This is a genomic window from Salinarimonas rosea DSM 21201 (assembly GCF_000429045.1).
Lineage (GTDB): Bacteria > Pseudomonadota > Alphaproteobacteria > Rhizobiales > Beijerinckiaceae > Salinarimonas > Salinarimonas rosea.
This window is the reverse complement of record NZ_AUBC01000035.1, coordinates 1-25,520: the sequence shown is the minus strand read 5'-3', so window position 1 is coordinate 25,520 and position 25,520 is coordinate 1. Positions and strand designations below refer to the sequence as shown.

Below are 25,520 nucleotides of genomic sequence, written 5' to 3'. Positions count from 1 at the left end.
CCCGAGGGACCGAGGTCGCGAGCTTAGGCGATCGGCGCGCCCGTGCGGAAGCCGCACGGGCGCCGGATGCGCCTCCTCAGGCCAGCACGCCGTGGCAGTGCTTGAACTTCTTGCCGGAGCCGCAGGGGCAGGCCTCGTTGCGGCCGACCTTGCCCCAGGTCGCGGGATCGTTCGGGTCGCGCTGCTCGGGCGGCACGAAGCCCGCCGCGAGTGCCGCCGCCCCGGGGCCGGACGCGCCGGGAGAGCCGAGCCCGGTCGAGCCGCCCGTCGCCATCTCGTCCTCGCCGGTGATCGGGTCGGCGTGGTGCGCCTCCATCTCCGGCAGCTTGGGCTCCGGCGGACGCTGGTAGACCACCTCGATGCGCATGAGCTGCGACGTCACCACCTCGCGCAGGCGCGCGATCAGCGCCTCGAAGAGCTGGAAGGCCTCGGACTTGTACTCGTTGAGCGGGTCGCGCTGGGCCATGCCGCGCCAGCCGATCACCTGGCGCAGGTGCTCGAGCGTGACGATGTGCTCGCGCCAGAGCTGGTCGAGCGACTGGAGCAGCACCTGCTTCTCGACGTAGGTCATCACCTCGGAGGTGTTCTTCTCCACCCGCGCCGCGTAGGCGCCGTCGGCCTCCTTCAGGAGCCGCTCGCGCATCTCCTCGTCGGCGATGCCCTCCTCCTTGGCCCAGTCGATCACCGGCAGGTCGAGGTTGAGGAGGCGGCGGACCTCCTTGTCGAGCCCCTCGGTGTCCCACTGCTCGGGATAGGCGTCGGCGGGGATGTGGCGGGCGACGACGTCCTCGACGACGGACTCGCGCATCTCGTCGATCGTCTCGCGCACCGAGGCCTCGCCCATGAACTCGCGGCGCTGCTCGAAGACGACCTTGCGCTGGTCGTTCATGACGTTGTCGTACTTGAGGATGTTCTTGCGGATGTCGAAGTTGCGCGCCTCGACCTTCGACTGCGCCTTCTCGATCGCCTTGTTGATCCAGGGATGGACGATCGCCTCGCCCTCCTGAAGGCCGAGCTTGGTCAGCATGCCGTCCATGCGGTCCGACCCGAAGATGCGCATCAGGTCGTCCTGGAGCGACAGGAAGAACTTCGAGCGGCCCGGGTCGCCCTGGCGGCCGGAACGGCCGCGCAGCTGGTTGTCGATGCGCCGGCTCTCGTGGCGCTCGGTGCCCATGACGTAGAGGCCGCCCGCGGCGAGCGCGCGCTGCTTGAAGGCCGCGACCTCGTCGCGGATCGCCGCCTCGCGGCGGCTCCGCTCCTCGCCCTCCGGCAGGTCCGCGAGCTCGAAGCCGATGCGCATGTCGGCGTTGCCGCCGAGCTGGATGTCGGTGCCGCGCCCGGCCATGTTGGTCGCGATGGTGATCGCGCCGGGCACGCCGGCCTGGGCGACGATGAAGGCCTCCTGCTCGTGGAAGCGGGCGTTGAGCACGGCGAAGGTCTTGGGCGCCGTCGCGGCCCGGGCCGCCTCGAACAGCGGGGCGAGCGCCGTCGGGTCGGCGAAGTCGATCTGCGTGAAGCCAGCCTTCGTCAGCTGGGCTGCGAGCATCTCCGACTTCTCGATCGAGGTCGTGCCCACCAGGGTCGGCTGGCCCTTGGCCGAGGCCTCCTCGATGTCGCGGATGATCGCGTCGTACTTCTCGAGCACGGTGCGATAGACCTCGTCGTCCTCGTCGAGACGCGCGACCGGGCGGTTGGTGGGGATCTCGACGACGTCGAGGTTGTAGATCTCGGCGAACTCGTCGGCCTCGGTCGAGGCGGTGCCGGTCATGCCGGCGAGCTTGGAATAGAGCCGGAAGTAGTTCTGGAAGGTGATCGAGGCCAGCGTCTGGTTCTCGGGCTGGATCTTCACCTGCTCCTTCGCCTCGAGCGCCTGGTGCAGGCCCTCCGAGTAGCGCCGGCCCGGCATCATGCGGCCGGTGAACTCGTCGATGATCACCACCTCGCCGTTGCGGACGATGTAGTCCTTGTCGCGGGTGAACAGCTTGTGGGCGCGCAACGCCTGGTTCATGTGGTGGACGAGCGTTGCGTTCTGCGCGTCGTAGAGATCGTCGCTCTTGAGCAGCTCGTGCGCACGCAGGAGCTCCTCCATCTTCTCGGTGCCCGCCTCCGAGAGCGAGACCGCGCGCTGCTTCTCGTCGAGGTCGTAGTGCTCGGGGGTCAGCTGCGGGATGAGCTTGTCCACCGCCTGGTAGAGCTCCGAGCGGTCGTCGAGCGGCCCGGAGATGATCAGCGGCGTGCGGGCCTCGTCGACGAGGATCGAGTCGACCTCGTCGACGATGGCGTAGACGTGCCCGCGCTGCACCATCTGGCCGAAGTCGTACTTCATGTTGTCGCGCAGGTAGTCGAAGCCGTACTCGTTGTTGGTGCCGTAGGTGATGTCGCAGGCGTAGGCCGCCTTGCGCTCGACGTCGTCGAGCCCGTGCACGATCACGCCGACCGTGAGCCCGAGGAAGCGGTAGATCCGCCCCATCCACTCGGAGTCGCGCCGGGCCAGGTAGTCGTTCACGGTGACGACGTGCACGCCCTTGCCGGCGAGCGCGTTGAGGTAGACCGCGAGCACGGCGACCAGCGTCTTGCCCTCGCCGGTCTTCATCTCGGCGATCGAGCCCTCGTGCAGCACCATGCCGCCGATCAGCTGCACGTCGAAGGGCCGCAGGCCCAGCACCCGCTTGGAGCCCTCGCGTACGGTGGCGAAGGCGTCGACCAGCACGTCGTCGAGGCTCTCCCCCTTCGCGACCCGCGCCTTGAGATCGTCCGTGCGCGCCCTGAGCGCTTCGTCGGACAAGGCCTCGATCTCCTTCTCCAGGTCGTTGATGGCCTGGACACGGGAGGCGTACGACTTCAGGCGACGGTCGTTGGCCGAGCCGAAGAGCTTCTTCGCGAGTGCGCCGAACATGGGGTCCTGTCGTCTCAGTGGGTCGTCGGATGCGGCGGGTGCGCGCTATATAGACCTAATCATCGGGAAGCGCATCCGAAAGGAGCCGGGCCGTTCACGCCCCGGCGAGGAGGCCCCGCAGCCCCCCGCCCGGCTTGCATTGCACCGCCCGATGGGCCAGACCTGCGGCGAGATCCCGTCGAGCCGAGGGCGCGTCCGTCGCCCCGTCCGTCGCGCCCAGAGGAAACGCATGCCGTCGAACGCCCTTCTCCCCCGCCTCGCCCTCGCGCTCCTCGTCGGCGTGGCGCTCCCCGCCGCCGCGCTGGCGCAGGACACGGCCGCACCCGCCGCCGAGACCGCGCCCGCCACCGAGACCGCGACGGCAGCGGCCGCGCCGGTCGATCCGGCGACCGTCGTCGCCACCGTCGACGGAATCGAGATCACCGAGGGCGATCTCGCGCTCGCGGCGCAGGACCCGGCCCTGCCGCTGCCGGGCATGAACGACGCGCAGCGCCGCGAGACGCTGATCAACTACCTCGTCAACCTCGAGCTCGCCGCGCGCGCGGCCGAGGAGGCCGGCATCGGCGCGAGCGAGACCTTCGAGCGGCGCCTCGCCTACCAGCGCGACAAGCTTCTGCTCGAGTCGCTGCTCGAGGAGACGATCGACGCCGCCGTCACGGACGAGGCCGCGCGCGCCGTCTACGACGAGATGGTGGCCGAGGTGGAGCCGGAGCAGGAGGTGCGCGCGCGCCACATCCTCGTCGACACCCAGGAGGAGGCGCAGGCTGTGGTCGAGCGCATCGCCGCCGGCGAGTCCTTCGAGGGGATCGCGACCGACCTCTCCACCGACCGCGGCTCCGCCGCCGAGGGCGGCGATCTCGGCTTCTTCACGAAGGGCCAGATGGTCGCGCCCTTCGCCGAGGCGGCCTTCGCGCTCGAGCCGGGCGCGATCTCCGAGCCGGTGCAGAGCCAGTTCGGCTGGCACGTCATCGAGGTCCAGGAGCGCCGCGAGCGGCCGACGCCGACCTTCGAGCAGATGCGCGAGCAGATCGACACCTTCCTCGCCAGGCAGGCGCAGCAGGCGCTGCTCCTCTCGCTGCGGGAGGGCGTCGAGATCGCGCGCCCCGGCGCCGAGGCCCAGGGCGAGGCGCCCGCGCCCGCGCCCCAGTGACGCGACGCGGCCGGCGGCGATGCGTCGCCGGCCGCCGCTCGCGTCCCGCGCCCGTTCGCCCGCCGCTCACTCGCGGCGCATGATCCGGTCGACCAGGATGTCCGACACGACGCCCGGCTTGAACTCCCGGGTGAGGGCGTCGGGGTCGTAGCGGGTCTCGACCCACTCCTCGAAGCCGAGCCCCTGCGCCTCGCCCTCGTCGCGCCAGCGCTCGAAGAAGGCGTCGAGGATGCCGGTCTTGGCGAAGCGGAAGTGGCCGTAGCGCAGCGAGAGCTGACGCAGCGCCTCGTCGGCGCTGCGTCCCTCGTGGACGACGAGATAGAGCGCCGACATGAAGCCGGCCCGGTCCGCGCCCGACTTGCAGTGGACGAGCGCCGGGTACTGGATCTCGCGGAAGAAGGCTCGGGCGCGCAGCAGCGCCTCCTTGTCCGGCGCCGCGCGCGAGCGCACGACGAAGTCGACGAGGGTCAGGCCGAGCGCCTCGCAGCTCTCCTTCTGCAATTGCCACGAGCCGTGCTCACGTCCGCCGCGCAGGTAGACGACCGTGCGAAGCCCCTCGTCGCGCAGGCGCGCGAGCTGGTGCGGCGCCGGCTGCGCCGCGCGCCACAGGCCGCTGGAGACCCGGTGCAGGTTCAGGTAGGCGAAGCGGAAGACGCCGTGGTCGACGAGCGCCATGTGCGCCCAGGCGCGCAGGCGGCCGAAGCCGCCCTCGATCGGGCGGTCCCAGCGTGCGATGCGCGCCAGCCGCCGTGCGGTGCGGGTCTCTGCGCTGCGGAAGCGGTTGAGCACTCTGTCGTTTCCTAGGCCGCTCTCGTTGCGGCGCCTGTCTTCGCTGCCGAGTAGCAGCGGCGGCGGGCGCCGGCAAGCGCTCGATCGCCCCTTGCGTCATCGCACCACGACGATGCGCTCCGCCGCGCGGGTGAGCCCGGTATAGAGCCAGCGGGCGCGGTGCTCGCGGAAGGCGAAGCTCTCGTCGAACAGCACCACGTCGTCCCATTGCGAGCCCTGAGCCTTGTGGACCGTGAGCGCATAGCCGTAGGTGAGCTCGTCGTGCTGGCGGCGCAAGGCGTAGGGCAGGTCCTCGTCGCCGCCCTCGAAGAAGGCGGTGGGGACCTCGACCTTGACGGTCTGGCGCGGATTCTCCTCGGCGGCGATGCGCATCACCACGAGGCCGCGGTTGGGCCAGTGCTTCGCCTCGACGACGGTCCACAGGCCGCCGTTGAGCAGCCCCTTGCTCTTGTCGTTGCGCAGGCAGACCAGCTTCTCGTCGGCGGCGGGAAAGGGGTCGCGGAAGCCCTTCAGCTCGCGGATGCGCCCGTTGTACAGGCGCCGGGTCTTGTTCATGCCCACCAGCACCTGGTTCGCCGCCTGGACCATCTCGGCGTCGACGTCGCGGCGGTGGATGACGCGGCTCTCCCCGTAGGTGCCGTAGTCGAGCCGCCCGCCTTCGCGAATCGACATCGAGAGATGCACGATCGGGTTGTCCGCCGCCTGGCGGTGGACCTCGGTGAGCATGACGTCCGGCTCGGCCTCGGTGAAGAAGCCCCCCCCCTTCACCGGCGGCAGCTGGGCGGGGTCGCCGAGCACCAGCACGGGCTTGCCGAAGGTGAGGAGGTCGCGGCCGAGCTCCTCGTCCACCATCGAGCACTCGTCGATGACGATCAGGTCCGCCTTGGCGGCGGGCCCCGAGCGGTTGAGCGTGAAGGAGGGGCCCTCCTCCTCGTCCCCGCGCGAGCGGTAGATCATGGCGTGGATGGTGGAGGCGTCCGTGCAGCCCTTGGCGCGCATGACGGACGCCGCCTTGCCGGTGAAGGCGCCGAAGGCCACCTCGCCGTCGATCCCCTCGGCGAGGTGGCGCGCGAGCGTCGTCTTGCCCGTGCCGGCGAAGCCGAACAGGCGGAAGACCTGCGGCTCGCCGGCCTTCAGCCACGCCCCGACGGCGGAGAGCGCCGCCTCCTGCTGTCCCGACCACGCCATCTCACGCCCCCCGCGGCCGTGGCGCGCGCACCGTCTCGGCACGCAGGTTGACGACGATGCCGAGCACGATGATCCCGGCACCGACGAACACGAACGGGTCCAGCGGCTCGGCGTAGAGCAGGAGGCCCACGACCGCGATCAGGGGGATGCGCAGGAAGTCGAGCGGCACGACCATGACGGCGTCTCCGTTGCGATAGGCGTTGGTGAGGCACCAATGGGCCGTGAAGCCGCAGATCGCGAGCGCCGCGAGCGGCAGCACGGGCGCCTCGGCGAGCCGCGCGAGATAGCCCTCGCCCGCGCCCGCGAGGTTGAGCGGCAATTGCATCGTGTTCATCCAGAGCATGATCGAGGCCGTCGTCTCCGTGCGCGTGAGGCTCTTCGTCGCGATCGCGGTGAGCGCGAAGGCGAAGGCGGCGAACAGCACGACGAGCGCGGGCCAGCCGACCTCGCCGGCGCCGGGGCGGACGATCACGAGAACGCCGAGGAAGCCGAGCCCGATCGCCAGCGCCCGCGTGCGCGTCAGCCGCTCGCCGAGCAGCAGCACGGCGAGGAGCGCCGTGATCGCGGGGGCCGTGAACTCCACCGCGAAGACGACGGCGAGCGGCAGGAGCGTGACGCCGACCGTCCAGGCGTACTGCCCGGCGAAATGCACGACGTTGCGCTGCGCGTGACGCCCGAGCCGCCGGGCGGAGAGGCTCGCGCGCACGCGGGGCACCAGCAGCGCCGCGACGAGGATGCCGGCGAGCCCCGCCGCGTTGCGGAAGGCGAGCATCTCGAACACGGACAGCGCGCCCGAGAGCTCGCGCACGGCCACCGCGATGGCCGAGAAGGAGACGAGCGCCCCGGCCATCCAGAGCACGACGATCGTGACGTTGCGCGGAGCCATGCGCCTGCAGCCGAACGTATGGAGAACGGGGGTCATAGCGCGGATCGCGCCGCGGCGATAGCCCCAAACGAGGTCGACGCGATCGGCGCGCCGTTAACCAGTCGTTCACCGTCCGCTGGGAAATTCCTGCCTACCGGTCGCGGCGCACGCGGCCCGGTGCGTGTCCAGCTCTCGGGGGCCTCGTTTCGCGTGAACCAGACGATGGAGATCCTGTCCCGGCTCGGCCCGGCGCGCCTCGCGGTGATGGGCGCCGTCACGCTGGCGCTCGTGGGCTTCTTCGCCTTCGTGATCATGCGCATGTCGCAGCCGGACATGGGCGTGCTCTACGCCGACCTGTCGATGGCCGACGCCGGCGCCGTGGTGCGCGAGCTCGAGGCCCGCGGCATCGCCTACGAGACCCGCGGCGACGGCGTCATCCTCGCCCCGCGCAGCGATCTCGCGCGGCTGCGGATGGAGCTCGCCTCGGACGGGCTGCCCGCGGGGACCGGCGTCGGCTACGAGATCTTCGACCGCGGCGATTCGTTCTCCTCGACGAGCTTCGTGCAGAACATCAACCAGCTGCGGGCGCTCGAGGGCGAGCTGTCGCGCACGATCGCCTCGCTCGCGCGGGTCGAGGCGGCGCGGGTGCATCTCGCCATCCCCGAGCGGCGCCTGTTCGAGCGCGACCGCGAGGATCCGCGCGCCTCGATCGTGCTGCGCGTGCGCGGCGAGCTCGACCAGGCCCAGGTGCGCGCCGTGCGCCACCTCGTCGCGACCGCCGTCGAGGGGCTTCGCCCCGACCGGATCTCGATCGTCGACGAGAGCGGCCGGCTCCTCGCCGACGGCGCCACCGCCGGCGATTCGATGGCGGCCGTCGCCGCGGACGAGACCCGCATCGGCTTCGAGAACCGGCTGCGCGCCCAGGTCGAGGACATCGTCGCGGGCATCGTCGGGCGCGGGCGCACCCGGGTCCAGGTCGCCGCCGAGTTCGACACGAACCGCGTCGAGGCGCGCTCGGAGACCTTCGACCCCAACGGCCAGGTGGCGCGCTCGATGCAGACGCGCACCGACAACGCCGTCTCGACCCAGGGCGACGCCGGCGTCACCGTCGGCAACGAGCTGCCGGGCGGTGGCGAGGACCCGGAGGGCGGCGGCATGCGTGACCAGCAGGAGACGACCGAGGAGACGATCAACTACGAGATCTCCCGCTCGACCCGCGTCGAGATGCTCGAGGGCCCGCGGCTCTCGCGCCTGTCCGTCGCCGTCCTGGTCGACGGCGCCTACGCGACCGGGCCGGACGGCAGCGTCGCCTACGAGCCGCGCACGGCCGAGGAGCTGCAGCGCATCGAGGCGCTGGTGCGCACGGCGATCGGCTTCGACGCGGATCGCGGGGACCAGATCGAGGTGGTCAACCTGCGCTTCGCCGAGGGGCCGCAGCCCGAGTTCCTGCCCGAGGAGCCGACCCTCGTCGAGAGCCTGCTCAACCCGACGCGCGAGGACGTGCTGCGCGCCGTCGAGCTCGCCGTGCTGTTCCTGCTCAGCCTCGTCGTGATCTTCACGGTGCTGCGGCCGATGCTGCGGGCGTTCACGGCATCCCCCGTGATGATCGCGGCGGGCGCCGGCGGCGGCGAGGCGGGGGCGATCGCCGGTGGCGAGGGCGGCGGCACGCCAGCGCTGCCCTCGCGCTCGGATGCCACCTCGCAGATGATCGAGATGGCCAAGGTCAACGGCCAGGTGCAGCAGGAATCGCTCGAACGCGTCGCCGACCTCGTCAAGCAGAGCCCGTCCGAGACGGTGTCGGTGATGCGCCAGTGGATCCACGAGAGAGGCTGAGATGAGCGGCAGCTTCGTCTTCGACCGCGACTTTTCCCGCCCGAAGGGCACCCCCTCGCCGAAGGCGGAGGCGGCGCTCGCGCAGGCCGAGTCGCGCGGGCACGCCCGCGGCGTCGCCGAGGGCCGCGCGGCGGCGCAGGCCGAGGCCGACGGCGCCCTGCGCGAGACGCTCGCGCGCATCGCCGAGGCCTCCCGCGCGCTCCTCGCCGACGCCGACGCCCGCGGGGGCGCGCTCGAGACGGAGGCGATCGCCTTCGCCGAGACGCTGGCGCGCACGCTCGCGGGCGCGGCGCTGGAGCGCTTCCCGCTCGACACGATCATGGAGGCGGCGCGCGAGGCCTTCGCGCACCTGCGCGGCGTGCCGCACCTCGTCGTGCGCGTCGAGGAGAGCCTCGTCGACGATGTCGAGCGCATGATCAAGGGTCTCGCCCGCGAGCGCGGGTTCGAGGGCCGGCTCGTCGTCATCGGCGAGGCCGACATCGCGCGCGGCGACGCGCGCTTCGAATGGGCCGACGGCGGCGTGGTGCGCGACGGCGCCGCGCTCGCCACCGAGATCGCCCGCAAGCTCACCGGCGCGGGCGCCCACGCCCCGCACGACGACATGCCGATCGACGCCACACCCGGAGCCCCGACGCGATGAGCGACGAGTTCACCCTGCCCCAGCTCGACGACGAGGACATCGGCTTCGACCCGCAGGCGCAGCTGCCGGCGGAATCGACCCGCGACGGGCCCGTGATCCAGCGCACGGCCGCCGATCTCGAGCAGATCTTCGACGTGCCCGTCGCCGTCTCCGCCGTGCTCGGGCGCGCGCGCATGCCCGTGGGCGATCTCCTGAAGATCGCGCCCGGTGCCGTGCTCGAGCTCGACCGGAAGGTCGGCGAGGCGGTGGACATCTTCGTCAACAACCGCCTCGTCGCCCGCGGCGAGGTGGTCCTCGTCGACGATCGCCTCGGCATCACGATGACCGAGATCATCAAGAGCGACCAGTAAGGAGCCGGATCATGCGCCTTCTCATCATCGGACGCCTGGACGGCGAGCTGACCACCGCCTCGCGCATCGCCATGAGCCGCGGCGCCGCCGTGGTGCAGGCCGACGACCTCGACCAGGGCCTCGCGGTGCTGCGCGCCAAGGGCGCCGACCTGATCATGGTCGACGTCGCGCTCTCCGTCGCCGACCTCGTCGGCGCGCTCGAGGCCGAGCGCATCCGCACGCCCGTCGTCGCCTGCGGCGCGGGGGCGGACACCCGCGGCGCGGTGGACGCGATCCGCGCCGGCGCGAAGGAGTACATCCCGCTGCCGCCGGACGCCGACATGATCGCGGCGATCCTCGAGGCGGTGGCCGCCGACCAGGCCGCCTTCGTCTGGCGCGACCCGGCCATGGAGAAGGTCGTCAAGATGGCCGAGCAGGTGGCCCGCTCCGACGCCTCGGTGCTGATCACCGGCGAGAGCGGAACCGGCAAGGAGGTGCTCGCCCGCCACCTGCACCAGCGCTCGGGCCGCCGCTCGAAGCCCTTCGTGTGCGTGAACTGCGCCGCGATCCCCGACGCGCTGCTCGAGAGCGAGCTGTTCGGCCACGAGAAGGGCGCCTTCACCGGCGCCGTGGCGCGGCGCATCGGCAAGTTCGAGGAGGCGAACGGCGGCACGCTGCTGCTCGACGAGATCTCGGAGATGGACGTGCGGCTCCAGGCGAAGCTGCTGCGCGCGCTGCAGGAGCGGGTCATCGACCGGGTCGGCGGCGCCAAGCCCGTGCCTGTGGACATCCGGGTGCTCGCCACCTCCAACCGCAACATGGCGGAGGCGGTGCGGGCGGGAACGTTCCGCGAGGACCTGTTCTACCGGCTCAACGTCGTCCACCTGCGCCTGCCGGCCCTGCGCGAGCGGCCCGGCGACATCATCGAGCTCGCCCAGCACTTCGCGCGCAAGTACGCGCAGGCGAACGGCCTGCCCGAGCGCGGCATCTCCCACGACGCCAAGCGGGTCGTGCTGAAGAACCCGTGGCGCGGCAACGTGCGCGAGCTCGAGAACGCGGTGCACCGGGCGGTGCTGCTGGCGTCGGGCGCCGAGATCGGCCCGGACGCGCTGATGACGCCGGAGGGCGACGCGCTCGGCGCCGAGCCGGACGCCGCCGCCCGCGCCGCGCGCACGGCGGAAGCGGTGACCCGCGCCCTCGTCGGGCGCACGGTGGCCGAGGTCGAGCAGGACCTGATCCTCGACACGCTCGACCATTGCCTGGGCAACCGGACGCACGCGGCCAAGATCCTCGGCATCTCGATCCGGACGCTGCGCAACAAGCTCAACGAGTACACCGCCGCCGGCCTCGCCGTTCCCGAGCCCGGCCAGGCGCGCACCGCCATGAGCGTCGGCTGACCCGCTCCCGCCCCCTCGGGGCGGGGACGGCGAGCGGAGCGAGCCAGGGGCGGGGTCCCCCGGCTCGACGTTCGCCGAATCCACGACGAGATCGGTGCCTCAGTCCACCCGCTCGCCCGGGTAGACCCCCCACAGCATCTCCTGGCGGAGATAGCCCGGGATCTCGGAGCGCCCGGGCCCGTCCGCCACGACGCGGCACCAGTCGCCCGAGCACAGCTCGACGCCCACCACGACGCCCGGCTCGAGCCGGGCCACCACCGCGGCCTCCTCGCTCTCGCGGGCACGCAGGTCGAGAGGGTCGCCGCCGCGCTCCCAGGGGGCGACCAGCGCCGTGCGGCGGCCCGACAGCAGCGAGTGCCAGACCCAGCCGTCCTCCCCGTCCGAATCGCGGATGCGGCGCCAATTGTCGAACTCGGCGATGATCTCGACCGGCAGCCCCGCCCGCTCGAACACCCAGCGCGTGACGTGGTCCTTCGACGGCCCGGCGCGCAGGTTCACCTTGTCCGTTTTCAACGAGACGTAGCGCGGCAGCGGCAGCCGGGTCTCCGGGCCGATCGTCGTCTGGGCGAAGGCGGGAAACGGAGCGAAGACGGGCGCGAAGGCCAGCGCCAAGGCCAGCGCCGCGGCGGCGGGAACGACGATACGCGTGGACAAGGGTCCAACTCCCGTCGGATTGTGTTTGCTCACGCCTCTGGTACAGAGGCTTCGGGAGCGCGTCTCGCACGCGCCCGTCGAGTCAAATCGCCGGCTCCCGGTTAAGACCCGGTGAACGGTGCGGCCCGAAATCGAGGACAGCGATGCCCGCGCGCAAGAAGCCACTCGTCGTCGTGACCCGCAAGCTGCCCGACGTCGTCGAGACGCGCATGCGCGAGCTCTTCGACACGCGGCTCAACGTGGCGGACGCCCCGCTGTCCCAGGCCGAGCTCGTCGCCGCGGTGCGCGAGGCGGACGTGCTGGTGCCCACGATCACCGACGAGATCGACGCGGCGATCCTCGCCCAGGCCGGCGAGCGGCTGAAGCTCGTCGCCAACTTCGGCAACGGGGTCGACAACATCGACGTCGGCGCGGCGCTTTCGCGCGGCATCACCGTGACCAACACGCCCGGCGTCCTCACCGAGGACACCGCCGACATGACGATGGCGCTCATCCTCGCGGTGGCGCGCCGGGTCGCGGAGGGCGCGCGCGTCATCCCCGAGGAGCGCTTCGAGGGCTGGTCGCCCACCTGGATGCTCGGCCACCGCATCACCGGCAAGCGGCTGGGCATCATCGGCATGGGCCGAATCGGCACCGCGCTCGCCCGCCGCGCCAAGGCCTTCGGCCTGTCGATCCACTACCACAACCGCCGCCGCGTCCCCGCCGCGCTCGAGGAGGAGCTCGAGGCGACCTGGTGGGATTCGCTCGACCAGATGCTGGCGCGCATGGACGTGGTCTCCGTCAACTGCCCGCACACGCCGGCGACCTACCATCTCCTCTCGGCGCGCCACCTGAGGCTCCTGCGCCCCGAGGCGATCGTCGTCAACACGGCGCGCGGCGAGATCATCGACGAGAACGCCATGGCCCGGCTGATCGAGCAGGGCGCCATCGCGGGGGCGGGCCTCGACGTGTTCGAGCACGAGCCCGCGGTGAACCCGCGCCTGATCAAGCTCGCCCGCCAGGGCAAGGTCGTGCTCCTGCCGCACATGGGCTCGGCCACGTTCGAGGGCCGCGTCGACATGGGCGAGAAGGTCATCGTCAACATCCGCACCTTCATGGACGGCCACCGCCCGCCGGACCGGGTGCTGCCGTCGATGCTGTGAGGGAGGCGGGACGGTGACGCGGCGGATCACGCCCGCTTTCAAGCTGTCTTGCCCGCCCCGAGCAGCCGCATCGCGTTGAGCGTCACCAGCACCGTCGCGCCGGTGTCGGCGAGGATCGCCGGCCACAGGCCGGTGATGCCGAGCAGCGTCGTCACGAGCAGCACCGCCTTCAGGCCCAGCGCCACGGCGATGTTCTGGCGGATGTTCGCCATCGTGTCGCGGGAGAGGCGGATCATGCGCGCCACGTCGAGGACGCGGCCCTCCAGCGCCGCCGCGTCGCCGGTCTCGAGCGCGACGTCCGTGCCGCCGCCCATGGCGATGCCGACGTCGGCCGCCGCGAGCGCGGGGGCGTCGTTGATGCCGTCGCCGACCTTGGCCACCGTGCGGCCGGCGGCCTTCAGCTCGCGCACGATCGCCATCTTGTCCTGCGGCATCAGCTCGGCGCGGGCGGGGATGCCGAGCGCGGACGCGACGCGCGACGCGGTCGCGGCGTTGTCGCCGGTGAGCATGAGGGGCGCGACGCCCAGCCGCTCCAGCGCCCGCAAGCCGGCCTCGGCGTCCGCGCGCGGCTCGTCGCGCACGGCGATCAGGCCGGCGGGGCGCTCGGCGACGAGGAGGACGACGACCGTCTTGCCCTCCTCCTCCAGGCACGCGATGCGCGCGCGGGTATCCGCATCGAGCGGCGCGATCGCCGCCGCCGCCCTGGGCGCGCCGAGGAACAGCGCGCGGCGATCCAGCCGGCCCTTCACGCCCTTGCCGCCGAGCGCCATCACCCCGATCGCCGGCCGCACCGCGATCCCGACCTCGCGGGCGCGGTCGAGCACGGCGCGGGCGATCGGGTGGGACGAGGCGGCCTCGAGCGCGGCGGCGTCCGTGAGCACCTCCGCTTCGGAGCCCGCGAGCGGCACCACGTCGGTGACGACGGGCCGGCCGCTGGTGAGCGTGCCGGTCTTGTCGATGGCGACCGCGTCGACGCGCCCGAGGATCTCCAGCACCGCGCCGCCCTTGATCAGGAGGCCGCGCCGCGCGCCGGCGGCGAGGCCCGCCGCGATCGCCGCCGGGGTCGAGATCACGAGCGCGCAGGGGCAGCCGATCAGGAGCAGCGCCAGCGCCTTGTAGACCCACTCGCCCCACGGCTCGCCGACGAGGAGCGGCGGCAGCACCGCGACGAGCGCGGCGACGACGAGCACCGCGGGTGTGTAGATGCGCGCGAAGCGATCGATGAAGCGCTCCAGCGGCGCCTTCGCCTCCTGGGCTTCCGCGACGAGGCGCACCACGCGCGCGATCGTGCTGTCCTGCGGCTCGGCCGTGACGCGCACCCGCAGCGCCGCGTCGGTGACGATGGTGCCGGCGAAGACGCCGGCGCCCGGCGCCTTGGCCTTGGGCACGCTCTCGCCGGTGACCGGCGCCTCGTCGACGGCCGCCTCCCCGGCGACGACGCTGCCGTCGGCGGGGATGCGGTCGCCCGGGCGCACGACGATGAGATCGCCGGGCGCGAGGGTGTCCGCCGCGACGGTGCGCGTCGTGCCGTCCGGCAGCTCGCGCAGCGCCGTCTTCGGCACGAGCGCGGCGAGCGCGCGGATGCCCGCCCGCGCCCGGCCGGCGGCGACGCCCTCGAGCAGCTCGCCCACGAGGAAGAGCAGCACCACGATCGCCGCCTCCTCGGTCTCGCCGATGACGACCGCACCGATCGCCGCGATGCTCATCAGCGTCTCGATGGTGAAGGGCGAGCCGGCGCGGGCCGCGGAAAGGGCGCGGCGCGCGATCGGCACGAGGCCGATCAGCATGGCGAGCGCGTAGGCGACGGGGGCGACGTCCGGAACGAGCGCGCCGACCATCGCGGCGGCGACGAGTCCGGCGGCGCTGGCCAGCACGAGGCGGGCCTTCGGCGTCGCCCACCACGCCGGCTCCTCGGCCTCGGCGGAGGCCCCGAGCGGCGCGATGCCGAAGCCGAGCGCGCGCACGGCGGCCTCCGCGTCACCGCGCACGCCCGGCTGCGCCCGCAGCCGCAGCGTGCCGGCGGTGGCGCTCACGGCGACACCGTCGACGCCCTCGAGGCGTGCGAGCGCGGTCTCGATCTTCGCGGCGCAGGAGGCACAGTCCATGCCCTCGACCCGATAGCGCAGCGTCTCGTCCATCGTCGTTCACCCGGTTGCTCCGATTCGCCGGGCAGGCTACTCCCTCTAGCCGCTAGAGGTTCAAGGGGGTCACGACCATGGTCCTGTCGATCGGCGATCTGTCCCGCCGCACCGGCGTGAAGGTGCCGACCATCCGCTACTACGAGAGCATCGGCCTCCTGCCGGCGCCGGCGCGCAGCGACGGCGGGCAGCGGCGATACGGCAGGGCGCACCTCGAGCGGCTCGGCTTCGTTCGCCACGCCCGCGACCTCGGTTTCGAGATCGAGGCGATCCGCGAGCTCCTCGCCATGGCCGAGGACCGGGAGGGCGCCTGCGGCGAGGCGCACGCCATCACCCGCGCCCATCTCGCCGACGTCGAGGACCGGATCGCGCGGCTCTCCGCCCTGCGCGACGAGCTGCGCGCCATGCTCGCCTGCGACAACGGCACCGTGGCGCAGTGCCGCATCATCGAGGTCCTGGCCGACCACGAGCAGTGCCTGCACGAGCGGCATTGACGGCGCGGAGGCGGGCGGACGAACGCGAAAGGCCCCGCCGTCCGGGCGGACGGCGGGGCCTTCGTGAAGCCATCGGGACTGCGGGATCGCTCAGCTGGCGAGGCGACCGCGGATCTGGCCCAGGCCGGCGCGCATGAAGCGCTCGCCCTCCGAGCCGCGCGCCTGCTCGCGCAGCACGGTCTCGGAGGCGGAGACCGCGGAGGCGATGGCCGCGTCGCGGACCTCGATCATCGCCTGCTGCTCGGCGGCAGTGATCTTGTCCTCGGCGGCCTTGGTGCGGCGCGCCACGAAGGCGTTCAGCCGCTCCTCGGCCTCGGCCTGCATGCGCTCGGCCTCCTCGCGGGCGGCCATGACGATCGCCTCGGCCTCCTTCTCGGCGTTGGCGCGCTTGACCTCGTACTCGCGCAGCAGCGACTCGGCGTCCGCGCGCAGGCGCCGCGCCTCGTCGAGCTCGGCGGCGATCCGCTCGCCGCGCTTGTCGAGGGCCGCACCGACGCGGTGGAACACCTTGTAGTGCCACAGGAGCCAGATCAGGGCGATCGTGGACAGCGCCTGCCAGAAGTAGTTGGAGCCCAGCAAATCCATGTCGCTCTCCTCAGCCCGCGGCCCGGCGATCGAGCGCCGACGCCACGGAACCCGGCGCGGGCGCCTGGCCGGTGATGCGCTCGACGATGGCCACCGCCGTCTCCTCCGCGATGGTGCGGACGTTCGACATGGCCTCGGCCTTGCGCGCCGCGATCTGCGCCTCGGCGGCGGCGAGCCGCTCGGCGAGATCGTCCTCGAGCGCCTTGCGCTTGGCGTCGGACTCCGCCTGCATCGCGTCGCGCGTCTTCGCGGCGATCGCCTGGGCGTTCGCCTTGGCCGAGGCGAGCGCCTCGTCGTAGGCGGTGCCGGCGGCCTGCGCGTCGCGCTTGGCGGTCGCGGCGGCGTCGAGGTCGCGCGAGACGGTGACCTCGCGGGTCTCCACGATGCCGTGGAAGCGCGGGACGATCACGCGGTTCATCACGTAGTAGAGCAGCCCGAACGCGATCGCGAGCCACAGGAGCTGCGACGGGAAGGTGCTGGTCTCGAATGGCGGGAACGCGCCGCCGCCCTGTGCGACGGCCTCGCCCGCAGCCTCCGTGGGAGATGCCATGGCGTCGACGCCCTTTCAAAGCGTCCGCCGGGCGCGGATGGCCCGGCGTGACGGATGCCGTCTGGAGAGGTGCCCCCCGCCGGGCGGGAGGCTCCGAGCCCGACGCCGCTTACGAGACGAAGAGGAGGACGAGCGCGACGACGAGGCAGAAGATGCCCAGGCCTTCGGCGAGCGCCGCACCGATGAAGGCGCGGGCGAACTGGCCGTCGGACGCAGACGGGTTGCGCAGCGCACCGGAGAGGAAGTTGCCGAAGATGTTGCCCACGCCGATCGCGGCGAGGCCCATGCCGATGGCGGCGAGGCCGGCGCCGAGATACTTGTAGGCGTCGCCGGCGGCGGTGATGACTTCGGTCTCCATGACGTACTCCTTGAGGGAAGAGGCGAGAGAAGGGAGGGGTTGGGACGAGTGCGCCGCCCGGATCGATCAGTGCCCGGGGTGCAGCGCGTCGTTCAGGTAGATGCAGGTGAGCACCGCGAAGACGTAGGCCTGCAGCGCGGCGACGAAGATCTCGAAGCCGACCATGGCGAACGTCATCAGCAGGGGCAGGGGCGCCAGCACCGCGACGAGGCCGCCGGCGCCGAGCAGCGAGACGATGAAGGTGGCGAACACGTTCAGCGCGATGTGCCCCGCCAGCATGTTGGCGAACAGGCGCAGGCTCAAGCTGATCGGCCGCGACAGGAAGGAGATCACCTCGATGAGGGTGATGAAGGGCAAGAGCCAGCCGGGCACGCCCGACGGCACGAACAGCCCGAAGAAGTGCGTGCCGTGCTTGACGAGGCCGTAGATCACCACGGTGCCGATCACCAGCATCGCCAGCGCGAAGGTGACGATGATGTGGCTGGTGATGGTGAAGGCCGTCGGCACCATGCCGACGAGATTGGCGACGAGCACGAACAGGAAGAGCGAGAAGACGAGGGGGAAGAACGTCATCCCCTCCTTGCCGGCGGCGTCGCGCAGCATGTTGGCGACGAACTCGTACAAGGTCTCGCCGAAGGCCTGCCACCGATTCGGGATCAGCGCGACGTTGCGCGTCGCGATGCTCATCACGCCGAGGATGAGGCCGACCACGACGAGCATGTAGAGCCCGGAATTGGTGAGCGCGAGGGGCGCGTCGCCGATCGTGCCGAAGCTGACGATCTCCTTGATCTCGAACTGCTCGACCGGGCTCGCCATCGTGTTCCAGTCCTCGTTCAGCGCCGTTTCGCGGCGGGTCCCGGCTTCACCGGGCACCGTCGTCCGGCCCGCCGCGCCCGTCGCCCGGGGACCTACCCGAGCGCGGCTTGCGATTCAACTCCCCCGCGGCACGCATGATGTTCAGCATGCCGGCGCAGAAGCCGAGAACGAGCCCGACGATCATCCCCCACGGCGACGTGCCGGCGACCTGGTCCAGCGCCCAGCCGACGCCGGCACCCGCGATGACGCCCGCGATGAACTCCGCGGAAAAGCGCAGCGCCTTTCCGAGGCCGGACATGTCGGACGCCGCTCGGGAACCGGCTCGCACGTCGCGATCGCGCCTGGAGCGGACATCGCCCAGGCGCGTGTCGAGACGGCGCAGCCTCGCGGACAGATCGGCCTCGTCGCCGGTGCCCGACCCCTCGCCGCCCTCGTCGTTCCGCCCTGTGGGATCGCCCATGATCGTGCCAGCGCGGAGCGTAAGGTGAAGAAAGGTAGAGCCCCCTGAAGCCGGGCGCACCATATGTGCGGGCCTCCCCCCTGTCAAGGATGCTCGCACTTGCGTTAAGTGCTTGTCGTTTCGCGATAAATCGCCGGATGCGCGGATTCCCGCGCGCGCGCCCGCCCGCCGTCGAGGGCGTTCAGACCGCCTCGGCCAGCCGCTCGGCGCGCTCCAGGTCCACCGACACCAGCTGCGACACGCCCCGCTCCGCCATCGTCACGCCGAACAGCCGGTCCATGCGCGCCATGGTGATCGGGTTGTGGGTGATGACGAGAAAGCGCGTCTTCGTGGAGCCCGCCATCCCGTCGAGGAGGTCGCAATAGCGCTCGACATTGGCGTCGTCGAGCGGGGCGTCGACCTCGTCCAGGACGCAGATCGGCGAGGGGTTGGTCAGGAACACCGCGAAGATCAGCGCGGTCGCGGTCAGCGCCTGCTCGCCGCCGGAGAGCAGCGTCATCGTCTGCGGCTTCTTGCCCGGGGGCCGCGCCAGGATCTCGAGGCCCGCCTCCAGCGGATCGTCTGAATCGACGAGCGTCAGCTCGGCGGTGCCGCCGCCGAAGAGCGTCGTGAACAGCGTCTCGAAATGCCCGTTCACCACCGTGAAGGCGGCGAGTAGGCGCTCGCGGCCCTCCTTGTTGAGGCTCGCCACCGCCCCGCGCAGCCGGCGGATCGCCTCGACGAGGTCGTCGCGCTCCGCGGCGAGCGAGCCCTTGCGGCCCTCGATCTCGGCGAGCTCGTCCTCGGCACGCAGGTTGACGGCGCCCAGCCGTTCGCGATCGCCCTTGAGCGACAGGAGCCTGGCCTCGGTCTCCATCGGCTCCGGCAGGGCGTCGCCCGGCTCGATGCCGGCGAGCGCGTGGAGCCCGGCGACGTCCGTCTCGAAGCCGTCGCGGATCGCCTGGAGGACGGCGGAGAGCCGCGTCTCCAGCGCCTCGCGCCGCGCCTCGGCCCCCGCCGCCGCCTCGCGGGCCGCCGAGAGAGCGTCGAGCGCCGCGCGGGCGTCGCGATCCGCCTGCGCGGAGATGCGCTCGCCCTCGGCGAGCCGATCCGCCGCCTCGCGGCGCGCGGCCTCGGCGGCCTCGATCTCCGCCAGCAGGCGGCGCCGCCGCAGGGCGAAGTCGTCGGGCGCCTCGCGCAGCGCCTCGAGCTCCTCGCGCGTCGCCTCGAGCCGCTCGACGATCTCCTCGACGCTCTCCCGGGCGCGGGCGTCGCGCTCGCGCCAGGACGCGATCTCCGCGACGAGCGCCCGGCGCCGCTCGGCGGCGCGCTCTTCCTCGCGCACCAGGCTCTGCAGGGTCCCGCGCCGTTCGGACGCCTCGGCGCGCCTCCCGGCGACGTCGGCGCGGGCCTCGGCGAGCGCCGTCTCCAGCTCCGGCGCGGGCGCGAGATCGTCCAGCGCCGCGCGGGCGTCCTCCGCGCGCTCCCGGGCCTCCTCCAGGCTCTCGGCGACGCGCTCGGCGGCGTCGGCGAGGCTCGCGCGCCGCGCCGCGACGTCGGCGGCGCGACGCTCCGCCGCAGCCGCGCCCTCGCGCGCGGCGTCGAGGGCGCGCCGGGCGGCAGCGGCCTCCTCCAGCGTGCGCGCCTCGAGCGCGGCGGCGTTGCGCGCGGCGACCTGGACGCGGTCGAGATCGCGCCGGCGCTCCTCGGCGACGTCGCGCGCCTGCTCCGCCTGCGCCTCCAGGTCCGCCAGCCGGTTTCGCTCGGCGAGCCGCCGCGCGGCCGCCGAAGGCGCCTCCGCCAGCGCACGGTAGCCGTCCCAGCGCCAGAGGTCGCCCTCCCGCGAGACGAGCCGCTGCCCCGGCACGAGACCCTTGGCGAGCCGCGCGCCGTCCAGCCGGCCGACGACGCCGACCTGCGCGAGCCGCCGCGCCAGCGCGGCCGGCGCCGCGACGACGTCCGCGAGCGGGATCGCGCCCGACGGAAGCGCCGGGTCGCCCCCGGCGGGAACCACCACCCAGTGCGCCGGCGCGGCGGGATCGCTCGAGGCGTCGAGATCCTCGCCCAGCGCCGCCGCGAGCGCGGTCTCGAAGCCCTTCTCGACGCGGACCTGGTCGAGCATCGCGGGGAAGCGCGCGCCGGCGGCCGGCGCGAACAGCTTGCGCAGCGTCGCCGCCTCGGTATCGAGCGCCTGCGCCGCGCGCTCGGCCTCGGCGAGCGGGCCGCGGGCGCGGCTCTCCGCCTCGCGGGCGCGGGCGAGGAGGGCGCGGGCCTCCGCCGCGCGGGTTTCCGCCTCCGCGAGCGCTTCGGCGGCGGCCTCGCGCGCGGCGAGGAGCGCGTCGAGATCGGCGGGCAGCGCCTCCGCGAGCGCGGCCCGCTCGCGGGCGAGCCGGTCGGCCTCTCCGGAGAAGCGGGCGATGCGCGCCTCCTCCTCCACCGCGGTGCGCTCCAGCGCGCCGCGCCGGGCGTTGAGCTCGGAGACCCGCGTCTGGAGCGCGGCCATGGCCGCTTCCGCCTCGGCGAGGGCGGCTTCGGAGGTCGCGAGCGCGGCGCGCGCCGCCTCCTCCTCGGCCGCGGCACGGCCGGTATCGGCCAGCGCCGCGTGCTCGGCCTCGAGCCGGCCGATGCTCTGCGCGGCGTCGACGCCGAGCGCCTCCTGCCGCACCCGGTCGCGGGCGAGCTCGCCGGCGCGGCGCTCGAGCGCAGCGAGCCGGTCCCTGGCGCGGGTCTCCTCGCCGTCGAGCTCGGCGCGGGCGAGCACGAGCCGCTGGAGCGCCGCGGCGGCCGCGGCCTCCGCCTCGCGCAGGCCCGGCAGCGCGTGCGCCGCGAGAGCCTGCTCGCGCGCCGCGCGGGCCTGGACCTCGGCGCGCTCCGCCACCTGCGCGGCGCGGGCACGCGCCTCGGATGCGGCGTCGGCGGCCTCGGTGCGCGCCGCGGCGTGGCCGATCAGCTGGACGAGCGCCTCGAGCCTGCGGATCTCGGCGGCGACGGCGCGGTAGCGCGCCGCCTGCCGGCTCTGCCGGCGCAGGCCCTCGATCTGCCCGTCGAGCCCCGAGAGCACGTCCTCGACGCGGGTCAGGTTCTCCTCCGCGGCCCTCAGCCGCAGCTCGGCCTCGTGCCGGCGGGCGTGGAGCCCCGCGATGCCGGCGGCATCCTCCAGGATGCGCCGGCGCGCCTGCGGCTTCGCGGCGATGATCTCGGAGATCTGCCCCTGGCGCACGAGCGCCGCCGAGCGCGCGCCGGTGGCGGCGTCGGCGAACAGGAGCTGCACGTCGCGCGCGCGCACCTCGCGCCCGTTGATACGGTAGGTCGAGCCCGCCTCGCGGGCGATCCTGCGGGAGATCTCGAGCAGGTCGGCGTCGTTGAAGGCCGCCGGCGCCGTGCGCGCGCCGTTGTCGACGCTCACCGTCACCTCGGCGGCGTTGCGCGCCGGGCGTCCGCCCGAGCCGTTGAAGATCACGTCCTCCATGCCGGAGGCGCGCATCGCCTTGTAGGAGCTCTCGCCCATGACCCAGCGCAGGGCCTCGACGAGGTTCGACTTGCCGCAGCCGTTGGGCCCGACGATGCCGGTGAGCCCCGGCTCGATCGGTATGTCGGTGGGCTCCACGAAGGTCTTGAAGCCGGTTATGCGCAGCCGCGTCAGCTGCATGCGGGCGGACCGGCGGGAGCCCCCCGCTCCCGGGCGGGAGAGGGGCGGGGCCGATGGCCCGAGGCCGGGCGGGCGATCACGACGGCGCCCCCCGGCCAGCGCGGCGGGCGCGGAAGGGCGCACCGGTCACGGCGTTCGCCCCCTCCGCTCCGCTGTGCGGCCCGCCTCCCCGGAGGGAGGTCGGGACGCTGCGGTCAGCCCTCCAGCATCGGCGTGACGACGGCCTCGAACTCATCGATGGACAGCGCTCCGCGGCGCATCTCGCCGTTGAAGAAGAAGGTCGGCGTGGAGTTGACGCCGAGCTCCTCGCCCCGCGTCTTCACGTCGACGATAGCATCGTAGAGCGCGCGGTCGTTCAAGCAGGCCTCGAACTTCTCCTGTGAAAAACCGGCCTGACGCATCAGCTGCTCCAGCGCGTCGCGCGGGCGCTCGGAAAAGGCCCACTCCCGCTGCAGCTCGAACAGCATGTCGACGATGCCCCAGTACTTCTCCGGCTCGCAGCGCGCCAGCATGAAGCCGGCGAGCGCCAGCGTGTCGAGGGGGAACTCGCGCATGACGAGGCGCACCTTCCCGGTCTCGACGAACCGCTCCTTCACCAGCGGCCAGGTCTGGTTGTGGAAGGTGGCGCAATGGCCGCAGGTCAGCGAGGCGTACTCGTAGATCGTCACGGGCGCGTTCTCGTCGCCCTTCGCCATCTCGCCGAGCGGCCCCGCGGTCTCGAGCAGCTCCATGTCGGCCGATTGCGCGAAGGCCGCGCGCGGCGCGAGCGGGCCGAGGGCGCTCGCGCCGGCGAGCAGGGTGAGGGCATGGCGACGCGTGATCATCATCGTCTCTCCGTCGAGGGCGGCGGGATGTCGGTCTCGGATCTCAGTCTCGCGGGACCTCCGTTCGCACGAGAAGTAGGCCGAGAGTGAGGCCGACCACAAGCGCGGCGCGATCGGGCGCCGCACCCGGGCGAATCACGACTTCGTGTGACGCGCCGCCGCGGTGCTCCGCCCGCTCCCCGCCACGACCGCACGCCCGAGCCGTGCGAGCGCGTCGCGCAGCGCCTCGTCGGCGACGGGCTGCGTCGCCCCCGCGATCGCCTCCTCCTCGGCGGGTGCGAGCGGGCGCGGCGGCGGGCGCCGGGGCGGCGGGCGGCGCACCGGACCCTGCTCGAGCACGAGGCGGCCGACGCAGGCCCAGCCGTAGAGCGCGTTGATCCGCTCGATCAGCAGCGGCGCCAGGTGCTGCGCGTCGAGCGCGAAGGCGCTCTCCACCCGCACGACGAGCTTCGCCGGCGGCGGCGGCGCCTCCGGCTCGGGCCGGGCACGCCTGGGCCACTCCATCCGCACCGGCTGCGAACGGCTCCCCAGCGGCTCCCCGGCGATCTCGGGCCAGGCGGCGAGGATGTCCGCCGAGGCGAAGCCCTGGCGCGCGAGCGCCTCGCTCATCGCGCCCTCGACGAGCTCCGCGAGCGGCCTGATGCCGGGTCCTCTGCCGTTCGCCTGCCGCGCCATCGCGTCCGTCGCGCTCCGATGGAAGCCGATCGCGGGATCGGCTATGTGGGGCGGCCATGGTAGCCCCGACCACCGCCCCCCTGGAAGCCGATTCGCACGCCGCGGGCGCGTCGCAGGCGCGCGGCTCTTCCCCCGAGCCGAAGGCGCAGGACCTGCTCGCCTGGTACGACCGCCACCGCCGCACCCTGCCCTGGCGGGCGAGGCCGGGCGAGGCGGCGGACCCGTACCGGGTCTGGCTGTCCGAGATCATGCTCCAGCAGACGACCGTGATGGCGGTGAAGCCCTATTTCGAGCGCTTCCTCGCCCGCTTCCCGACGGTCGAGGCGCTCGCCGCCGCGCCGTCCGAGGAGGTAATGAACGCCTGGGCCGGCCTCGGCTACTATTCCCGCGCGCGCAACCTGCACGCCTGCGCCAGGGCCGTGGTCGCCGACCACGGCGGGCGCTTCCCGGGCGACGAGGAGCGCCTGCGGACGCTGCCGGGCATCGGCGCCTACACCGCCGGCGCCATCGCCGCCATCGCCTTCGACCGGGTCGCGGCGGCGGTGGACGGCAATGTCGAGCGGGTGATGACCCGGCTCTTCGCGATCCGCGAGCCGATGCCCAAGGCCAAGGCCGCCGTGCGCGAGGCGACGCTGGCCCTGGTGCCGCCCGCGCGCCCCGGCGACTTCGCGCAGGGGCTGATGGATCTCGGCGCGACGATCTGCACGCCGAGGCGCCCGGCCTGCGCGCTCTGTCCCTGGATGGCCGCCTGCGCCGCGCGCCTCGCCGGCGAGGCGGAGCTCTATCCCGTCAAGGCGCCGAAGAAGGCACGCGAGACCCGCCGCGGCGCGGCCTTCGTGGTGGAGCGCGCCGACGGCGCGATCCTCCTGCGCACCCGCGCCCCCGAGGGCCTGCTCGGCGCCATGGCCGAGCCTCCGGGCAGCGCGTGGGCGCCGGACTACGTCGCCTCGCGCGCGATCCTCGACGCGCCGCTGGAGGCGCGCTGGAAGCGGCTCGACGGCGTGGTGCGCCACGTCTTCACGCACTTCGCCCTGGAGGTCGGGGTGCTCCACGCCCGCGTCGCCGCGGGCACGCCGGCCCCGGAGGGCATGCGCTTCACCCCGCGCGAGGCGCTGGGGGAGGAGCCGCTGCCGAGCGTGATGAAGAAGATCCTCGCCCACGCGCTCGGGCCGGGCACGCTCGCCGCACCCGGGTCCGGGTCAAGGTCCGGCGACGATTCGAAGGCCCGCTCGAGGACGCCGGCCGAGCCGGGTGCGGGCGGGCCTAAGGCGCGGCGCGCGACCTGAGCCGGCCCTCAGCGGCCCGTCGACATCGGGTCGGACTGCCCCCAGTAGGGCGTGGCGTTGTAGTAGCGATGCACGTGCTCCTCCCACTCCCGGGAGAAGGACGCGTCGTGCTGCTCGGCGGTGCGCCGCGGGGCCTCGCGGATCTGGTCGTCCGTGAGGTTCAGCTCGTAGCCGCCGAGACCCGTGTCGTAGTGCAGCACGCCCCAGGGCATCGTGAACTGATGCTTGTCGAGCCCGAACAGCCCGCCGCCGACGCTCATCACCGCGTAGGCGACCTTGCCGGAGCGCTTGTCGATCATCACCCGCTCGATGTGGCCGATCTCGTCGCCGTTCGAGCGCTTCACCGGCGTCCCCTCGACGCGGTCGCTGGCGATGAGATGATGATCGGGCTGCCGTCCTGCGCCGCTGGCCATGAGAAACCTCCTCGCGCCGCCCGCGGCGGCGCCCTCGCGTGTGGAACCTGTGCCGCGTCAACGCGAGGCGCTCGGGCGGCGTTCCGGAGCGCCGCCGCGGCTGTGTAGGGCCGGACAGAAGTGAGACGGAGGGGACTTGAACGGGATCGGGGATCCCGGAAGCTTGGGTTTGCGACAACACGAGCTTCAGGAGATCCCCGATGCAGGTTTTCGGCCTGCCCTGTCAGGTTATCAGGAACGGTCGGGTCGCGTCGCGTCTCATCGGCGCGAAGACCCCGGATATCGCAGCGACGATGAGACGCGACGCGTTGGCGCGCTGGCGCCGGGCGAGGAGCGCCGGCCTCGACGCCGAGGAGGCCGCGCAGGCCGTGGGCGTGCCGCGCGCGACGCTGTATCGCTGGGAGAACAAC

24 protein-coding genes are annotated in these 25,520 nt (G+C 73.0%); 9 read left to right on the top strand and 15 right to left on the bottom strand.

The features are described 5' to 3' along the window. Positions 1–76 precede the first annotated feature (76 nt). Entirely contained in the window at positions 77–2,896 is a 2,820-nt protein-coding gene (gene secA / locus G407_RS0119880) for a preprotein translocase subunit SecA (protein ID WP_029032231.1), read from the bottom strand. Between the two features lie 229 nt (positions 2,897–3,125). Between secA and G407_RS0119875 the strand changes: the two genes are divergently transcribed. Next, positions 3,126–4,046 (top strand): peptidylprolyl isomerase, encoded by a 921-nt coding sequence (locus tag G407_RS0119875; protein ID WP_029032230.1) that lies wholly within the window; start codon positions 3,126–3,128, stop codon positions 4,044–4,046. Positions 4,047–4,112: 66 nt separating this feature from the next. On the opposite strand, the gene G407_RS0119870 is transcribed toward G407_RS0119875, so the two are convergent. From G407_RS0119870 to G407_RS0119860, 3 genes are all read right to left on the bottom strand, one after another. Next, positions 4,113–4,835, bottom strand: coding sequence for a fused DSP-PTPase phosphatase/NAD kinase-like protein (locus G407_RS0119870; protein WP_029032229.1), 723 nt, complete (start codon positions 4,833–4,835; stop codon positions 4,113–4,115). 96 nt (positions 4,836–4,931) lie between these two features. Beyond that, positions 4,932–6,023, bottom strand: a complete 1,092-nt coding sequence (locus tag G407_RS0119865) for an ATP-dependent DNA helicase (RefSeq protein WP_029032228.1) — start codon at positions 6,021–6,023, stop codon at positions 4,932–4,934. 1 nt (position 6,024) lies between these two features. Then, the gene (locus G407_RS0119860) at positions 6,025–6,945 is read right to left on the bottom strand and encodes a DMT family transporter (protein WP_245259136.1); all 921 of its coding nucleotides are present in this window, start codon (positions 6,943–6,945) and stop codon (positions 6,025–6,027) included. Positions 6,946–7,098: 153 nt separating this feature from the next. Here G407_RS0119860 and fliF point away from each other — a divergent pair, with 153 nt between their 5' ends. From fliF to flbD, 4 genes are read left to right on the top strand one after another with little or no spacing between them, the layout of a single operon-like run. Beyond that, positions 7,099–8,721 (top strand): flagellar basal-body MS-ring/collar protein FliF, encoded by a 1,623-nt coding sequence (gene fliF / locus G407_RS0119855; protein ID WP_156917650.1) that lies wholly within the window; start codon positions 7,099–7,101, stop codon positions 8,719–8,721. A gap of 1 nt (position 8,722) precedes the next feature. Further along, entirely contained in the window at positions 8,723–9,361 is a 639-nt protein-coding gene (locus G407_RS28885; RefSeq protein WP_084327662.1) for a FliH/SctL family protein, read from the top strand. Further along, positions 9,358–9,711: a flagellar motor switch protein FliN gene (gene fliN / locus G407_RS0119845; protein WP_029032225.1), complete on the top strand. Its 354-nt coding sequence runs from the start codon at positions 9,358–9,360 to the stop codon at positions 9,709–9,711. The genes G407_RS28885 and fliN overlap by 4 nt, the downstream gene beginning before the upstream one ends. A gap of 11 nt (positions 9,712–9,722) precedes the next feature. After that, complete coding sequence (flbD, locus tag G407_RS0119840; RefSeq protein WP_029032224.1) at positions 9,723–11,087, top strand: sigma-54-dependent transcriptional regulator FlbD; 1,365 nt, start codon at positions 9,723–9,725, stop codon at positions 11,085–11,087. A gap of 99 nt (positions 11,088–11,186) precedes the next feature. On the opposite strand, the gene G407_RS0119835 is transcribed toward flbD, so the two are convergent. Beyond that, entirely contained in the window at positions 11,187–11,741 is a 555-nt protein-coding gene (locus G407_RS0119835) for an SH3 domain-containing protein (RefSeq protein ID WP_043540244.1), read from the bottom strand. Between the two features lie 143 nt (positions 11,742–11,884). On the opposite strand from G407_RS0119835, the gene G407_RS0119830 reads away from it, so the two are divergent. Beyond that, entirely contained in the window at positions 11,885–12,883 is a 999-nt protein-coding gene (locus tag G407_RS0119830) for a 2-hydroxyacid dehydrogenase (protein ID WP_029032222.1), read from the top strand. A 38-nt stretch (positions 12,884–12,921) separates the two neighbouring features. On the opposite strand, the gene G407_RS0119825 is transcribed toward G407_RS0119830, so the two are convergent. Next, entirely contained in the window at positions 12,922–15,021 is a 2,100-nt protein-coding gene (locus tag G407_RS0119825) for a heavy metal translocating P-type ATPase (protein WP_029032221.1), read from the bottom strand. A 77-nt stretch (positions 15,022–15,098) separates the two neighbouring features. On the opposite strand from G407_RS0119825, the gene G407_RS0119820 reads away from it, so the two are divergent. Beyond that, the gene (locus G407_RS0119820) at positions 15,099–15,515 is read left to right on the top strand and encodes a MerR family transcriptional regulator (RefSeq protein ID WP_029032220.1); all 417 of its coding nucleotides are present in this window, start codon (positions 15,099–15,101) and stop codon (positions 15,513–15,515) included. A gap of 90 nt (positions 15,516–15,605) precedes the next feature. Here the strand turns inward: G407_RS0119820 and G407_RS0119815 are convergent, their stop codons facing one another. The 8 genes from G407_RS0119815 to G407_RS0119780 all read right to left on the bottom strand — a co-directional run bounded on the left by G407_RS0119815 (position 15,606) and on the right by G407_RS0119780 (position 23,411). After that, on the bottom strand, positions 15,606–16,100 hold the full coding sequence (locus G407_RS0119815) for a F0F1 ATP synthase subunit B family protein (protein ID WP_043540243.1): 495 nt from the start codon (positions 16,098–16,100) through the stop codon (positions 15,606–15,608). Positions 16,101–16,110: 10 nt separating this feature from the next. Beyond that, on the bottom strand, positions 16,111–16,650 hold the full coding sequence (locus tag G407_RS0119810; RefSeq protein WP_029032218.1) for a F0F1 ATP synthase subunit B family protein: 540 nt from the start codon (positions 16,648–16,650) through the stop codon (positions 16,111–16,113). Between the two features lie 109 nt (positions 16,651–16,759). Next, positions 16,760–17,008 carry a F0F1 ATP synthase subunit C gene (locus G407_RS0119805; protein ID WP_029032217.1) on the bottom strand — a complete coding sequence of 83 codons (249 nt, stop codon included), beginning with the start codon at positions 17,006–17,008 and terminating at the stop codon, positions 16,760–16,762. Positions 17,009–17,074: 66 nt separating this feature from the next. Beyond that, on the bottom strand, positions 17,075–17,824 hold the full coding sequence (locus tag G407_RS0119800) for a F0F1 ATP synthase subunit A (protein WP_029032216.1): 750 nt from the start codon (positions 17,822–17,824) through the stop codon (positions 17,075–17,077). A 46-nt stretch (positions 17,825–17,870) separates the two neighbouring features. Next, positions 17,871–18,347, bottom strand: a complete 477-nt coding sequence (locus tag G407_RS0119795) for an AtpZ/AtpI family protein (protein WP_245259135.1) — start codon at positions 18,345–18,347, stop codon at positions 17,871–17,873. A gap of 118 nt (positions 18,348–18,465) precedes the next feature. Further along, a complete protein-coding gene (locus tag G407_RS0119790) occupies positions 18,466–21,912 on the bottom strand; it encodes a chromosome segregation SMC family protein (RefSeq protein WP_029032214.1) in 3,447 nt (1,148 codons plus the stop codon). 194 nt (positions 21,913–22,106) lie between these two features. Further along, the gene (locus G407_RS0119785) at positions 22,107–22,736 is read right to left on the bottom strand and encodes a DsbA family protein (RefSeq protein WP_029032213.1); all 630 of its coding nucleotides are present in this window, start codon (positions 22,734–22,736) and stop codon (positions 22,107–22,109) included. Between the two features lie 135 nt (positions 22,737–22,871). Next, positions 22,872–23,411: a DUF721 domain-containing protein gene (locus tag G407_RS0119780; RefSeq protein WP_029032212.1), complete on the bottom strand. Its 540-nt coding sequence runs from the start codon at positions 23,409–23,411 to the stop codon at positions 22,872–22,874. Between the two features lie 56 nt (positions 23,412–23,467). On the opposite strand from G407_RS0119780, the gene mutY reads away from it, so the two are divergent. Next, positions 23,468–24,697: an A/G-specific adenine glycosylase gene (gene mutY, locus G407_RS28880; protein WP_084327660.1), complete on the top strand. Its 1,230-nt coding sequence runs from the start codon at positions 23,468–23,470 to the stop codon at positions 24,695–24,697. An 8-nt stretch (positions 24,698–24,705) separates the two neighbouring features. Here the strand turns inward: mutY and G407_RS28875 are convergent, their stop codons facing one another. Next, positions 24,706–25,110 carry a PRC-barrel domain-containing protein gene (locus tag G407_RS28875; protein WP_043540242.1) on the bottom strand — a complete coding sequence of 135 codons (405 nt, stop codon included), beginning with the start codon at positions 25,108–25,110 and terminating at the stop codon, positions 24,706–24,708. Positions 25,111–25,310: 200 nt separating this feature from the next. Here G407_RS28875 and G407_RS28870 point away from each other — a divergent pair. Then, positions 25,311–25,520: helix-turn-helix domain-containing protein (locus G407_RS28870; protein WP_043540241.1), on the top strand; the 210-nt coding region annotated here is incomplete at its 3' end.